Source organism: Cohnella soli (assembly GCF_042655525.1).
GTDB lineage: Bacteria > Bacillota > Bacilli > Paenibacillales > Paenibacillaceae > Cohnella > Cohnella soli.
In genome coordinates this window covers 134,874-149,252 of record NZ_JBHSMI010000002.1, presented here as the reverse complement: position 1 = coordinate 149,252, position 14,379 = coordinate 134,874, and the positions used below count along the sequence as shown (strand labels likewise).

At 56.7% G+C, this 14,379-nt stretch carries 9 protein-coding genes; 1 reads left to right on the top strand and 8 read right to left on the bottom strand.

From position 1 onward, the window contains the following. Positions 1-76: 76 nt before the first annotated feature. Positions 77-1,006, bottom strand: a complete 930-nt coding sequence (gene pyrB / locus ACFPOF_RS01040; protein WP_378128746.1) for an aspartate carbamoyltransferase — start codon at positions 1,004-1,006, stop codon at positions 77-79. 326 nt (positions 1,007-1,332) lie between these two features. Here pyrB and ACFPOF_RS01035 point away from each other — a divergent pair, with 326 nt between their 5' ends. Then, positions 1,333-4,257, top strand: a complete 2,925-nt coding sequence (locus tag ACFPOF_RS01035; protein WP_378128744.1) for a glycoside hydrolase family 66 protein — start codon at positions 1,333-1,335, stop codon at positions 4,255-4,257. A gap of 64 nt (positions 4,258-4,321) precedes the next feature. On the opposite strand, the gene ACFPOF_RS01030 is transcribed toward ACFPOF_RS01035, so the two are convergent. The 7 genes from ACFPOF_RS01030 to ACFPOF_RS01000 form a co-directional block, all read right to left on the bottom strand. Continuing rightward, complete coding sequence (locus ACFPOF_RS01030; RefSeq protein WP_378128742.1) at positions 4,322-6,040, bottom strand: glycoside hydrolase family 66 protein; 1,719 nt, start codon at positions 6,038-6,040, stop codon at positions 4,322-4,324. Further along, on the bottom strand, positions 6,040-6,867 hold the full coding sequence (locus ACFPOF_RS01025) for a carbohydrate ABC transporter permease (RefSeq protein WP_378128740.1): 828 nt from the start codon (positions 6,865-6,867) through the stop codon (positions 6,040-6,042). Before ACFPOF_RS01025 ends, ACFPOF_RS01030 begins: the two co-directional genes overlap by 1 nt. Before the next feature lie 48 nt (positions 6,868-6,915). Beyond that, entirely contained in the window at positions 6,916-7,812 is an 897-nt protein-coding gene (locus ACFPOF_RS01020) for a carbohydrate ABC transporter permease (protein WP_378128738.1), read from the bottom strand. Positions 7,813-7,902: 90 nt separating this feature from the next. Beyond that, complete coding sequence (locus ACFPOF_RS01015) at positions 7,903-9,285, bottom strand: extracellular solute-binding protein (RefSeq protein WP_378128736.1); 1,383 nt, start codon at positions 9,283-9,285, stop codon at positions 7,903-7,905. A 256-nt stretch (positions 9,286-9,541) separates the two neighbouring features. Further along, on the bottom strand, positions 9,542-10,834 hold the full coding sequence (locus ACFPOF_RS01010) for an extracellular solute-binding protein (RefSeq protein WP_378128734.1): 1,293 nt from the start codon (positions 10,832-10,834) through the stop codon (positions 9,542-9,544). Next, positions 10,818-12,473, bottom strand: coding sequence for a response regulator transcription factor (locus ACFPOF_RS01005; RefSeq protein ID WP_378128732.1), 1,656 nt, complete (start codon positions 12,471-12,473; stop codon positions 10,818-10,820). Before ACFPOF_RS01005 ends, ACFPOF_RS01010 begins: the two co-directional genes overlap by 17 nt. After that, positions 12,463-14,283: a cache domain-containing sensor histidine kinase gene (locus tag ACFPOF_RS01000; RefSeq protein ID WP_378128730.1), complete on the bottom strand. Its 1,821-nt coding sequence runs from the start codon at positions 14,281-14,283 to the stop codon at positions 12,463-12,465. The genes ACFPOF_RS01005 and ACFPOF_RS01000 overlap by 11 nt, the downstream gene beginning before the upstream one ends. Positions 14,284-14,379 lie beyond the last annotated feature (96 nt).

Genomic DNA, 14,379 nt, shown 5'->3' with positions numbered 1-14,379 from the left:
TGATAGCGCGGGAGCAGCCGGACATTTATTATATCACGCGCCCACCCGCACCTTCAACAAACACTGTTCGGTTAAATCATTTCGATTCGCTAAGCGCTTTGTCCAGCAGCGCCATCCGAATGTATACGCCGTTCACGGCTTGGCGGAAGTACGCTGCGCGTGGATCGTTGTCGATCTCCTCGGATATTTCTCCGGCACGAGGGAGCGGATGCAAGACGATCGCGTCTTTGCGCATGCGCGACAGCAGCTCGCCATCGACGATGTATAGGCCGGACGCCTTCTCGTATTCCTCTATCGATGGAAAACGTTCCTTCTGGATCCGCGTCTGGTACAGCACGTCGATGGTGCCGGCAACCGAGTCCAGGTCCGTCGTTTCCTGATAGCGGATGCCTTTCTCGTCCATGTACTTTTTCACATTGGCCGGAATTTTCACGTTATCCGGGGAGATGTAGTAAATCATAACATCCTGATAATTGGCCAAAATATAGCTCAAGGAGTGGACCGTCCGCCCGTACGCTAGGTCGCCGACCATCGCGATTTTCAGTCCGTCGATTTTTCCGAACTCCTTGCGGATCGTATACCCATCAAGCAATGCCTGCGTCGGGTGCTCGCCCGCTCCGTCGCCCGCATTCAGCACCGGCACGTTGGCAACTGCCGCAGCCCGCTTGGCCGCGCCGATTTCCGTGTGCCGCATGACGATAACGTCGCTGTATCCGCTGATGATGCGGATCGTATCCTCGAGCGTCTCGCCCTTGATCGCGGAGGAAAATTGCGAAGCGTTTTCCGTGCCGATGACGTTGCCGCCGAGCCGATGCATGGCCGATTCGAATGACAACCGCGTCCGCGTGCTCGCCTCGAAGAACAGCGATGTCATGATTTTGCCTTGATGCCGTCTGTCCCCGCCGCGCGCCACGACGCCTTCCATCTCGTGCGACGATTCGAACAACCGTTCAAGCTCGTCTCTTCCGAACTGTTTGGCCCCCAGCACATGATACAATTGTTTCATTTTCCGTACGCCTCCCCCGATCATCCGTTCACACCACATACTATCCTATAAGATAAGTCGAACTTTGTAAAATGCTATCTGTACCGTCTCCCCGCCACCGATAATCCCGTCTGTTCCACCATCCTAAGCCCGCTCCCTTACTCGGGGACTACCGCAAATTGCCTAATATACGACACCGAATTCGGAAAATAGTGGATATCCAAATGTAAGCGTTTTATTTATGCTAATGGCAAGGAGGTGGTCTGTTCGCTTAATCCGTTCGGCACGAAGATACGAGGACCGAGCGGCTTCCGTACGCCAATCTTGAAATCCGAAGGAGGATCATTATGATGGTACGGGCACGGCGCTTCCATTCGATTACCGCCATCGTCTCTGCCTTGCTGATCGTCTTATTCACCGCCTCGCTCTTCCCAGCAGGATGGACCGGCAACTCGCAGGCCGCAGCAACGGGCGGTGTGCAGCGCGTGTACACCGACAAGGCGAGATACTCTCCCGGGAACACGGCGGTCATCTCCGTCGACTTGAGCAATACGACCGGCTCGACCTGGAGCGGCACAGTCTATCTCAAAGTGTATCAGCTTGAGACGCAAGTTCACACGACCTCCCAGGCCGTTACGCTGAGTAACAATCAGAAGACGACGATCACGTTCAACTGGACCACGCCCGGCACCGACTTCCGCGGCTACTTCGTCAGCGTCGACGCGGGTGCATTCGGCTCCGGCGCTACGGCGATCGACGTGTCCAGCGACTTCGCAAAGTATCCGCGCTACGGCTATATCAGCGAGTTCCCGAGCGCGGAGACAGCGCTCCAAAGCTCGGCCAAGGTGAATACGCTCGCGCAAGACTACCATATTAACGCCTGGCAATTCTACGACTGGATGTGGCGGCACGACAAACTGTTCAAGCGGACCGGCGGCACAGTCGACGCGACGTGGAACGATCTGTTCGATCGGCAAATCTCGTGGCAGACGATCCAGAACCAGATCAGCGCTGTCCATAATGTGAACGGCGCGGCCATGGCGTATGCGATGGTCTACGCCTCCCGCGAGAACTATTCGTCGCTTGGCGTCAGCCCGACGTGGGGTCTGTACAAGGACAACGCCCACGCGAGCCAGCACGACGTCGACTTCGGCGATGGCAGCACTTATTTGTACATGTTCGACCCGAACAACGCCAACTGGCAAAATTACATCATGGGCGAATACAAGGATGCGATCAACACGGCCGGTTTCGACGGCATTCATGTCGACCAGATGGGCCAGCGCAGCAACGTCTACTTGTACGGCGGCTCTTCCGTGGACCTTTCGCAGCGCTTCACCCCGTTCCTCAACCAAGCGAAGAGCCAGCTTACGACGAACAATTCGACGCACAACCGGTTAGCATTCAACATCGTCGACGGTACGGTGAACGGTTGGGCTGCCGAGGACGTCAGCAAGAACGCCAACGTGGACTTCAACTACAGTGAAATCTGGTATTTGTCCAACAGCTACAAGCAGTTGAAAGATTATATCGAATCGCTGCGCGAGAACAGCAACAACAAAGCGGTCGTGCTCGCCGCCTATATGGACTATGGCGAGAATATCGGTCCCCGCTATGAGGCGGAGTCGGCGACATTAACGAATGTCGGCACGAACACCGACCACCCCGGCTACACGGGCACCGGTTTCGTCGACCAATTTGCAAGCGTCGGCGATTCCGTCGAGTTCACCGTAACCGTGCCCGAGGACGGCAAATACTCGCTCGTATTCCGTTACGCGAACGCTACGGGGGCGACAGCTTTCCGCAACCTGTACGTAGACAACACATTCAAGTATGAGCTGTACTTCCTCAACCAAGCGAATTGGAACACGTGGTCACAGGATGCATGGTACCAGGTGGATCTGACTCAGGGGACGCATACGATCAAGCTGGCATACGACAACAGCGGCATGAACGCAGGTGCAATAAATCTCGACAGCTTGACGCTCGGCACGTTCGATGACCACTCGATCCGGCTGGCCGACGCAATGATGGCGGCAAGCGGCGCAACACACATCGAGCTTGGCGACGACAACCAAATGCTCCCGCACGAATACTATCCGAACAAGAGCAAGAGCATGCGCAATTCGCTCAAGTCGGCGATGAAAGATCACTACAACTTTATTACCGCGTATGAAAACTTGCTGTTCGACAGCAACGTTACGACGAATGATTCCGGGCTTCAGTTCATCAACATGAGCGGTGTAACGGCCAGCGGAGACGGCTTGGCGAATACGGTTTGGTACATTCCGAAGCGGACGCCGGACTACAACATCGTTCATCTGATCAACCTGCTCGGCAATGACAATCAATGGCGGAACAGCGCCTCGCAACCGACGTTCCAGACGAACGTACCGATGAAAATCTATATCGGCAACCAGGAGTCGATCAGCAACGTGTATGTCGCCTCCCCTGATCTGAATCACGGAGCGACTTCAAGTCTGACGTTCACCACGGGAACGGATTCGACCGGCAAATACGTCTCGTTCACGCTGCCGAGTCTGAAATACTGGGACATGATTTATATGAAGCGGTCGTTCACGAATCCGGTCAATGCAATCTATGAAGCCGAGACGGAGATCAAATCGAGCACCACAACCAATACGAACCACGCCGGATATACCGGTTCGGGCTTCGTTGACGGATTCTCCTCGTCGGGCAGCGGCGTATCGTTCGTTGTAAACGCAACTTCGGATAGCGATTATGCACTTCGTTTCCGTTATGCGAACGGAGGATCGAACGCGACCCGCAACGTCTACGTGGACGGCAAATTTGCGGGCACTGTCTCTTTCGATTCAACTGGTTCGTGGAACACATGGGATTACGCCGAGGTGGCAACGCGGTTGAAGCCGGGCGTCCATACTGTCGTGTTGTACTACGCATCCGGCAATTCCGGCGCAATCAATCTGGATCATCTGGCGCTAAACCCGACGTATATATGGCAGTTCGATCGGAAAATCACTTCTGTTCCCGCAGGCTACCGCGTCACGTTCCGCACCGGCGAGCAAGGATGGGCGCATTGGGGCGTGAATGGGTGGACTGGCGTAGCCGACAGCAAAATGCGCAGCAACGGCTCCAGCAATGCGGCGCTCAACCACGAGACGTCGATCGGACCGTTCACAACAGGCACGACCGTCGATTTCACGTTCTTGTGGGACGACAATAACAACGGAGTGCTCGAACCATCTACTGACCGTTGGGAAGGAACCGACTTCCACATTACTGTTAGTTAACCGTTAGCAACGAAAGCGGCCGCGCAGTGGGTAACTCCCCATCGCGCGGCCGTTTTTATCGATATTAGTCTTGTGGTTTCGCAGGCCTTCCAGCCTTCAGCCGAATGACGATCATCGACCAATAGTCCAGCCGCGGCAGCGTAAACCGCACGCAGTCGCCTACATGCTCTCCTCTAGACTGCCACTCGAACCCCAGCGGCTCCGGTCGAATGCTGCCGCCGTCCGGGCTTGCCCAGAAAATCTCTTCGATTTCCTCCCACACCTCGGCCCTCACCTCAACACCGACAAGCGCATCCGGCCGACTGCTTTTTCCTTCATGCCAGACATCGTTGTCTACGCCGCACAGGTTGATCAAATGCATGACCAGATAACCCGGCTTCTCTTTCACGATCGTCCATACCGCATTCGGACCGCCGTTCGGCGTGAACACCGCATCATCTTTGGCAAATGTGATCTCGGTGTTAATTCCGCCGGTATGCGTCAGCGAAATGTCGTCGAGCACATGGTCAAACAGCAATTCGCGATACATGACGATGAAATCATAGTAGCAAGCTAAAGTTCCGGCGAACCGCTCCGACACTGCGCCATACTTCGGATAATAGCTGTCCGCAAGCACGTTGCCGTTCTCGCCCAACAGCAGATGATAGCCGCCGCTCGCGAAGATGGACGCCATCGTCAGCGTTGCCCCGATCTCGGCGCTCGCAAGATCCGGATTCCGCTCCGGATGGAAGGCAGGCAAATACGCCGCCAGCACGACATGTTTGCCCGAAAGCTTGCGCGCCAGATCGATCGTCGCCTTCAGATCGCCAAGCCTTGTCGCCGGGTCCCACACTTCGATGTAAATGATGTCCTGCCGCGCCCGCGCCGTCGTCTCCACCGGGAAACCGCTGACATTATTGAAAATAAGGCCGGTGTACGGCAGCCGTTCGCGAACAAGATTGATGAAAGCCGGGTACAGCTCCCGCAGATCGACGACATAGCCCCCGCGCGACGGGTGGCGGATCGCTTTTTTGGGAAATCCGTATTGATCCAAATGAAGGCCTTCGAAACCCATGGCGTTCGTCGCAGTCACAAACTGTTCAATGATATGCGACGTCCAGTCGGAGTCCGCGGATATATCCATGATGTGAAAATAGTTGCCTAGCGAGTGTGTCTTGCCGTTGTTCTGATACAGTCCTTGCTCGGGATGGCGCTCGATATAGTCGGGCAGCGCGCCGTAAACGGCGGCATAACCGATAGCCGCGATGCCGCGCTGACGCAGCGCCTCGATTTTCTCGCGGACGACATTGTGGGAAATCGACCGACCGAGCGGATCGACGAACGGCTGCTCATTCGGGTCCGGCAGCAACCGATCGTGTCGGTACATCCAGTCGTAGAACTGGATCAGATTCAAGTGCCGCTTGCGCGCGAATTCTACATCCTCTAGCTTGCCTGCCTCGTCCGGCGTAAAATCGCTCAGAAACCCGTACCGCGGCGCCTCCCGCCAATGCATTCCGGTATCGAACGCCGTCTCCGCCTCCAGCATGTGCCCGTCCGGACTCGTCAGCTTCATAAATACGCCATAACCGGCGGAAAGCCCCGCGAACGAACCGAGCTCGATGACCGCGTCAGCACCCGTTACGCCACTTCCGGACGCCCGTACCTTGCGCAGCTCCCATACCGTATAATCATAGGCACAGCCGACCAGCGGTTCTCCCGCCTTGCCACGCACAAGCAAGCGCACAGGCTCGCCCGGACGATACATCGCCTTGTCCGGAATCAGTTCGACTCTCGTGTTGCTCATTAACCTTTGACGCCCCCTTCGGACAAGTTCGGATTAACGAATTGTTTTTGGAAAATAACAAAAATAAGAATGATCGGTATCAACGCCATCATCGAAGCAGCGAAGAACAGCCCGTAGTATGTCGCATACTGCCCTCGGAAAAGCTGCAGCGCGATCGGCAGCGTCCGGTGCGCCTCCGTCTTGATTAGCGTCAAGGCGACGAGAAATTCGTCCCACGTGCCGGAGAAGCTGAAGATGCCCAGCGTGCCGATCGCCGGCAGTGAAAGCGGAATGTAGATCGTCCGGTAAATCCGCCAGCGCCCTCCCCCGTCGATAACAATCGATTCCTCCAGCTCCATCGGAATGCGTTCGAAGAAGCCTCGCAGGAAAAACGTGCTGCCTACGATTCCCGTACTCACATACAGCAGAATCAGCCCGACGTATGTGTCCACCAGACCGAGCGACTTGAGAATAATAAACTGCGGAATCAAGTTCAGCAGCGAAGGTACGAACATCGAGAACAGGAACAAGCGGAACAGCAGCTCCTTGCCCGGAAACGGAAAACGGGCGAAGCCGTATGCGGTCATGGAAGCCATGAACAGCGCCAGCACCATCGTCACGCAAGAAACGAAGATGCTGTTCACGAAATATTGCGAGAAATGGTTTTTGTTCCACGCCTCCACATAGTTGGACAGCGTCTTCCCGCTATGCATCAGCTTGTAGGGACTCGGCAAGCTGAAATTATCGGTCGTTATTGAAGTGAGAATCATATAGACGAACGGGCCGATCACGAGCGCGATGCCCGCGATCAAAATAAGATGGACGATCCATGCGTTCGCCACTCTCATGCCGTCAGCTCCTTCGCAATCAATCGCTTCTCGTTGTCTTCTAAATTACTAATATTCGATACGGTCCCGTCCGAACGTTCGCTGCTGGCTATAGGTCAGAACGAAGATCAGCAAGCCCATCATCACGCTAAGCGCCGCCCCGTAGCCGAAGTGGAAATATTCGAACGCCTGCTTGAACAAATACGTATTCAGCAAATGCGTCGAATCGAGCGGCCCGCCTTTCGTAATCAGAAACACCTGGAGGAACGCCTGGAACGCGCCGACGATCAGATTGATCACGACGTACGCCGTCATCGGCCGCATCAGAGGCAGCGTAATGTGCAGGAAGGTGCGCGCGCCTTTCGCCCCGTCGATCTGGGCCGCTTCATACAGCGAACGAGGCACCGATTGCAGCGCGGCGAGATACATAATCATCACCCAGCCGATCCCTTTCCAGATGCTGACCATCCAGACGACGACGTTCGCCGTCCATGTGTTCTGCACCCAGGCGATCGGCTTGGATGCGAGATGAAGAACATCGGTCAGCACGAAGTTGACAATGCCGGAGCTGCCGTCCGCGAACAGAAACTGGAACATGTAGCAGACGACGATCCACGAACTGATAACCGGCAAATAATAGACCAGCCGAAAAAACACTTTAGCGCGTACGAACTGCAAATTAATCAGCATCGCCAGCAAAATACCGAACGCCCACTGGCCCGGCACCGTCACGAGCGCGAGCAACACCGTATTCCGCAGCGCGATAAGCACCGTATGGTCGCTGAACACCTTTCGATAGTTGTCCATCCCTAAGAATGTGCTAGCAGACGGACGAATGACCTTATAATCGAACAGGCTGATATGAATGCCTTTCGCCAGCGGGTACAGAACGAAGACGAAAGTCAGGAGCACGCCGGCGGCCAGAAAAGGCGACACCTGCCAATATTGCTTCAGGACACGATTCATGCCGATCCCTCCCGGTTTTCCAGTGTCCGCGCAAGCGGGCAAGCAGCCGGTAGAACCCGCCGGTCGCTTGCCCGCAGCTAACGATGATTGTTATTTCTTGGCCTGCAGCAGCGCGTCGATCTCTGCCGCCGCCTTATCCAGCGCTTCCTTAGGCTTCGCCTTCTTGCGGAGCGCCGACTCGAAAGCCTTGCCGAAAATATCGCTGATCTCGTTCCACTTCGCGCTTGGCGTGCGGGCATATGCCGTCTCCATCTCGGCGATGTACTTATCCAGGTAATAGACGCCTTTCAGCGCATCGGCGTTGGCCGCCGACTTCGTTACCGGGATCGCGCCGGTCTTGACCGCCATCAGCGTCTGGATTTCGTCGGTCAGCATAAACTGCGCGAACGCCCAAGCCGCTTCCGGATGTTTCGCGCCGTTAAAGAAAACAAGATCCTGGCCCCCGATGACCGAGTGGCTCTTGCCATCGGGTCCGTTCGGCATTTTCGCCGGAATCATCGTGTCCTTCACCGCGTCCCCGAGAATGCCGAAGAACCACGGGCCTTCGTTAATCATCATATAAGAGGCCTTCGCCTTGCCTTCTTCTCCGCGAAGTCCTTCCCACGTTCCAGGCTGACCGCCGAGAATCGGAGGCGCGAGCAAACCTTCATCGTTCCAGCCGACGATCGTCTCCAACGCCTTAACGCTGGCATCGCTGTTCAAATAGCCAGTCGCTTGCTTGTATTCCGGATCGGTGATCGTACCGCCAAGCGTCCAGAACCATGGCGGCATGTTCCATGCGTCCGGGCCGCCGATCGTGATGCCGAATTTCTTCTTCGCCTTCAGCGTCCTAGCCAGTGCGACGAGTTCGTCGATCGTCTTCGGTGGCTCCGTCGCGCCCGCTTCGGCCAGCAATTCCTTGTTGTAGATCGCGATCTTCGTATTCGTATCGAGCGGGATGCCGTAGTATTTGCCGTCAAAATAGTTCGTCGACATCGGCCCTTCGAAAGAACTGCTCTTTATGTCCGCGAAGCCGGGGAAATCGTCGACCGGCTGCAGCGCGCCTGCGTCCGCCATCCGCGCGATCCACGTATTGTCCATGCGCATCAGATCCGGCACCGCGCCGCCCGCTGCCGCCGTCAGCACTTGATTGTCGAGATTATCCGTCGGCATGCGCGTCGCCTTGATCGTAACGTTCGGATACTTCTCTTTAAATTTAGGCAGCACTTCCTCAAGCAGTACCTTCTCTTCTCCTTCGCCGTAAGCGTGCCAGAACTCGACGGTGACCGGCTCCTCGGATGCCGACGGCGATGGCGATGCCGATTCCGATTCGGAAGGCGAGGATGACGCAGATGGAGTGGTTGACGCGGATGGCGATGCCGAGTCGCCAGAGGACGCGCCGTTTTCTTTTTTATCGCCGCAGCCGGCCAGTATTCCCGATACAAGCAGGACCGTGGCAAGCGTGTACGCGAACGGCTTTTTTGTCGCTTTCATGGGTCGTACCCCTTCTCCTGTAGGTTGGTTGCGCTTTCATTTTAGAAGATTACTGGGTGGCATCCGATACACTAACGTTCGGAAATGGTATGTCTTTTCATGCTCTTGCGCTTCTGATGCATTACGACGGTCAGCGGAGGTATCGTATGTTCCAAAGAGCCCGAAAAAAAGATACCTGACACCTAACCCGGTGACAGGTATCCCATTTGCTCAGAAGGTGCTTACAGGCTGTCGGCCTGTCAGGCGATCTCGCAAACTACGAATCGCGTAGCAGCTTGTCAATCTTCTCCGCAGCCTGCGCCGCAGCCTCCTCGACCGTCTGCTCGCCGGTCAGAATCCGCTCGATCATCCGCGCGAAGACGTCCTCGATCGATGTCCAGCCAGGCACGGGGGGGCGCGGATTGGCCCTCGCCAGCTGTTCCTGATACTGCTCGGTCAGCGAGTCATGATTGGTCTTGCGCGTATTTCGGTTCGTCGGGATGAGTCCGGTTTCCGCCATCAGTTGCTGCGGCCGTTCGGACGTCATCCACTTGACGAACTTCCATGCCGCCTCCTGACGTTTGGATTGCGCGAAAATAACGAGGTTCTCCCCGCCAATGACGGATGTGCCCGGCGCCGCATCTGACGGGAACAATCCGAGCACCGTATCGTCGAGCAACGACTTGTTCTCGCCTGAAGAATTGACCGTATAGAACCAATGCGCGTCATCGATCATCAGGAGTTTCCCTTTCAGAATGCCGTCCCACGTCCCAGGCTCGCCGCCGATGATCGATCGGCTGATGATGCCTTCGTCGAACCAGCTCTTCAGCCGACGCAAGGCAGTGAGGCTAGCTTCGCTGTTCAGATAGCCGCTGGCCTGCGTGTAGCCAGGGTCCGTCAGCTTGCCTCCAAACGTCCAGAAGTAGGGCAGCGTTCCCCATCCGTTCGAACAGCAGATGCCGATGCCGTAAGTATCCGGATTAATCGCCTTCAGCCGCTTGGCCGCCGCATACAGCTCGCTGAACGTCTGCGGCGGTGATTCGAGGCCAGCCTGGCGCAGCAATGTCTTGTTGAAGATGGCCGCCCGCGTATTGGCGTTGACGGGCAGCCCGTAATAATCTCCATGGTATTGCGCCGTCGCCAGCATGGAACCGATGAATTGGTCGCGAAGCTCGTCGAATCCGTCCATGTCGGATAACTTGGCAAGCGTGCCCTGCTTCGCGAATTCAGGCACCCAGATAATATCCATTCGCATCACATCCGGCGCCTTGTTGTCCGCAACGGCTGCCAGCACGGCATCCTTCAGTTGATCGGTAAAACCTTTGCGAACGGGATGGATGGCGATATCCGGATACTGCTCCTCGAACAGCGGAAGCACCTGCTTCGTGAACACCTCTGTCTCCAATTCGCTGTACGTATGCCAGAATTCGAGGACGATCTGGCGGGACGAAGCCGATTCTCCTTTGCCATCAGCACCCGGCACCGGCGCTAGCCGCACACCGGTGCATGCCGTAGCGAAGATGAGCAACAGGGCGGCCAGCCCCGCCAGTCCTTTACGAATGCCCGACATACGGAGCCCCTCCCTGTATCGATGCTTGCTCGCCGTGCGGCCGTCCCCTGCACATCTCCCGGTACTCCGCAGGCGTCGCGCCTTCCAGCCGCTTGAACAGCTTCAGAAAGTGCTTCGGGCTATGGAAGCCCGACTGATAGCCGATCTCCAGCACTTTCAGCCCGGTCGTGTCGAGCAGATGCTTGGCATAATGAATGCGCAGCCGGATGACGAAATCGATGAAGTTACGGCCGGTATGGCGTTTGAACTGTTCGCTGAAATAGTTTTTGCTCATATGCACGAAGTCCGCGACTTGCTGCAGCGTAAGGTCTTCCCTGTAGTGTTCCTGAATGTAGGACAGCGCCATCTGAATGACGTGCACGCCTGCCGCATCATCCGTCAGGCGCGGCAGATCGCTCGGTTCGTCCAGCCGCGCCCATTCCCCGCGCAGCAGCCGGATGACGTCGCCCAGCGTTTCCGCCCGATCCAGCAGCTGCACGTATTCGATCCACGTCTTCATCCGGTCGTCCGTCTTCCATTCGAACCGGGACGACCATAAAGCAGCGAGCATGGAGCGCGCCTGCGAGACAATCGCCTCGCGCGGCGGCCGGCTCCCGCTCCAGAACGAGAACATCCCCTCCAGCGCGGCGGCGCACTGGTCTTTATCGAAGGATGCGAACGCGGCAGACAGTCTCCCTTTCCAATCTGCCGCCGCATGCGCGATCTCCTCTTCCTTCTGCCGAACGACAGCTGGAGGTGGTGGGATGCTGCCTTCATAGCAGCGCCCAATCCCTTCGAAGAACGCACGCTCGAGCGCCGCATGCGCCCACACATACGCTTCGCGAACGCTCCGCAGCTCGCGGACGGGCGGGCTGACGCCGATTGTGAATATCCGGCCGTCGCCTTGCAGCCGCATCCGCAATGACTCGATGCCGGACAAGCCGCTGCCGCCCCGATCGGCCACGATCATCGTAATCTCCGCTTCTCCCGATACGAAGGCGATACCGGTGCCGCAGCCGTCGTTCAACATTTCTTTGGCTGCCTCGGTTTGCAGCATGCCGGCGATCGGCAGCGGGCCGGGAGCCTCCGATGGCCGCTTGGTCGCAATGCCGCGCCATACGGCAACCCGTACTGACTCGCTGAGCCATTCCGGCCGCTGCCGAACAACGTCGACGGTGCCGCTTAAGTAGTTTTTAAGCTCGAGCTCCTGACCTTGCCGTTGTTTCCGGCTCTCATCGTCGACCCGTCGTTCGGATTCCCGCATCTGTTCTGCATCGGCATCGAGCGCTTGCTTGCATCCCCGCATAATGCGCTGCAAATCTTCCGGCTCCATCGTCGGCTTCAGCAAATAATCGACGACAACGCCGAGCTTGACTGCCTCGCGCGCGAACTCGAAATCGCTGAAGCTGCTGACGAGCACGACTTTTACGCGGGGCAGCAGTTGCTTCACCCGTCGGGTCAACTCCAGTCCGTCCATCTTGGGCATCTTGATGTCGGTAATGAGAACATCGATACCGCGCTGTTCAATAAGCTCCAGCGCTGCTTCTCCATTGGCGCTTTCACCGATCAGCTCGAACCCTTCCGACAGCCATTCCACGCAGGAGCTTAGCCCGAACCGGATCATCGGCTCGTCATCCACAATCAGGACGCTATACGGCATTTTTCACACCCGCCTTCATCGCGAATTCCAGCCGGACGCACGTTCCGCAGCCTTCCTCGCTGTCGACTTCTATACCGCTAGCGCTGCCATAATAAAGTTGCATCGTCTCCTTCACATAGTGAAGGCCGATTCCAGACTGCCCTCTGCGCTCGCCGGGGCTGGCGAACAAACAATCCTTCGTCTCGGCAGACATGCCTACACCGTCATCCTGAACCGTAATGACAAGCAAATCTCCGTTATCCCGATATTCCCTGCGGATGGCGACTGCGATCGTGCCGCCTTCCTCCTTCGGCGCAATGCCGTGAAAAGCCGCATTCTCGACAATCGGCTGCAGCAGCATACGCGGAATGCTAAGTTCGAGCAGGCTGGGGTCGCATTCAATCGTCATCCGGATTTGCTCGCCGTAACGGTACTGCTGAATAATCATAAACTTCTCAAGCAATTCGATCTCCTCGACCAGCGAGCAGAACGCGCCCTTTTTCCCCATGCTTGCTTCCATCAGCTGTACGAGCGCCGATATGCCTTTGAAAGCTTCGTCCGTCCGATTGTACTTCACCATCCAGCGAATCGATGCAAGCGTGTTGTACAGAAAATGAGGATTGATCTGATGTCTTAGCGCCCGGATCTCCGCCTCGCGTTTCTTCGTTTCCTCCTCGTTGACTTGCTCGATCAGCCGCTTGATCTGCCCGACCATCTGGTTGAAGCGCCGGCTGAGCTGCCCGATCTCGTCCTGCGAGCGCACCTCGGTCAACGCCTCGAAGTTGCTGCGCTCCAGCTCGCTCATCTGCCTCATAAGCCGCTTCAGCGGCGACGTGATTTTGCGAGAGAACATAATGCCGATTAGCGACGCCCCGACCAGCAGCAATACGGCGTACAATCCGATTCTAAGTTGCAGCCGCTGAATGCCGCCGATCACTTCCTTGACGGGGACGGAGCCGATGACCGTCCAGCCGTTGTCCATCTGCCGGGCGACGACATACGTTTGCACTCCTGCAAGATCGAATTCGAACTCTCCGCCGCCGGTGTCCGCCAAACCGGCCGCCAAGCGGGAGATTGGGAGGCTGACCGGGTTGCCCCACTCGGACGGATCGGAGCCGATCATAATCGTTCCCGACGGGTCGGCGATGAAGAAACGCCCCGTCTCGCCCAGCCGTATCCGTTCGATCGCCTGCAAAATCAAATTGCCGTCAAGGTTGATTACGATAGCCCCAACCGCCTTGCCTGTCGCCAGATGGCGCAAAGGCCGAATGTAACTCAGCACGAGCTCGTTGTTCTCTCCGCCCCCGCTGAACGGATCGTAATGAAGCGGCTGCCACAGCTCGTTCGTGCGCCCGTTCATGATGTCGACATACCAGGCATGCTCTTTCAGCGTGTAGCGGGTTACCTTAGACACGTTAAAGAGACCGCTTCCCCAACTGCTCCCCTGCTCCTTCAGCAAGTAGACGCTCTGGACGAACGAACTCGTATCGATCAGATTGTTAAGCAGGCCGTTGACCTTCTCCTTATGATCGAACTTCCGGTCGACGCTGACGGCCCCAGCCTCCTCCTCCTCCGAGATCACATCTTGCAGCCCCGCGTCGCGGAACACTTGCTGCCCCATATCTCTGCCAACCGTCAAAATGACGGACAAGTAATCGGCAGACTGCTTGACGGACTGTTTCGTGGAGTCCCTTACATACTCGCTCATCATCCGTGCGGAAAGCTGATAATAAAGCGAACTGACCAGCGTGATGGACAGGACAAGGAGAAGCAAAATCATCAGCACGAGCTTGGTGGACAAGTGGCGGATAATCCACCGATGGAGGAACATGTAAACCCCACCCCATATTTACCAGTGTATCTATTGTGCATGATCGGGCCGGATTCGTAAACATGCCGTTTGATTCCGAAAGGCTGCCCCCTGGAA

What these genes read in the sequence shown, in the direction of transcription:
- ACFPOF_RS01020 (WP_378128738.1), bottom strand. Translation starts at nt 7,812, where the DNA reads ATGAATCGTGTCCTGAAGCAATATTGGCAGGTGTCGCCTTTTCTGGCC.
- ACFPOF_RS01030 (WP_378128742.1), bottom strand. Translation starts at nt 6,040, where the DNA reads ATGAGCAACACGAGAGTCGAACTGATTCCGGACAAGGCGATGTATCGT.
- ACFPOF_RS01025 (WP_378128740.1), bottom strand. Translation starts at nt 6,867, where the DNA reads ATGAGAGTGGCGAACGCATGGATCGTCCATCTTATTTTGATCGCGGGC.
- ACFPOF_RS01000 (WP_378128730.1), bottom strand. Translation starts at nt 14,283, where the DNA reads ATGTTCCTCCATCGGTGGATTATCCGCCACTTGTCCACCAAGCTCGTG.
- ACFPOF_RS01015 (WP_378128736.1), bottom strand. Translation starts at nt 9,285, where the DNA reads ATGAAAGCGACAAAAAAGCCGTTCGCGTACACGCTTGCCACGGTCCTG.
- pyrB (WP_378128746.1), bottom strand. Translation starts at nt 1,006, where the DNA reads ATGAAACAATTGTATCATGTGCTGGGGGCCAAACAGTTCGGAAGAGAC.
- ACFPOF_RS01035 (WP_378128744.1), top strand. Translation starts at nt 1,333, where the DNA reads ATGATGGTACGGGCACGGCGCTTCCATTCGATTACCGCCATCGTCTCT.
- ACFPOF_RS01010 (WP_378128734.1), bottom strand. Translation starts at nt 10,834, where the DNA reads ATGTCGGGCATTCGTAAAGGACTGGCGGGGCTGGCCGCCCTGTTGCTC.
- ACFPOF_RS01005 (WP_378128732.1), bottom strand. Translation starts at nt 12,473, where the DNA reads ATGCCGTATAGCGTCCTGATTGTGGATGACGAGCCGATGATCCGGTTC.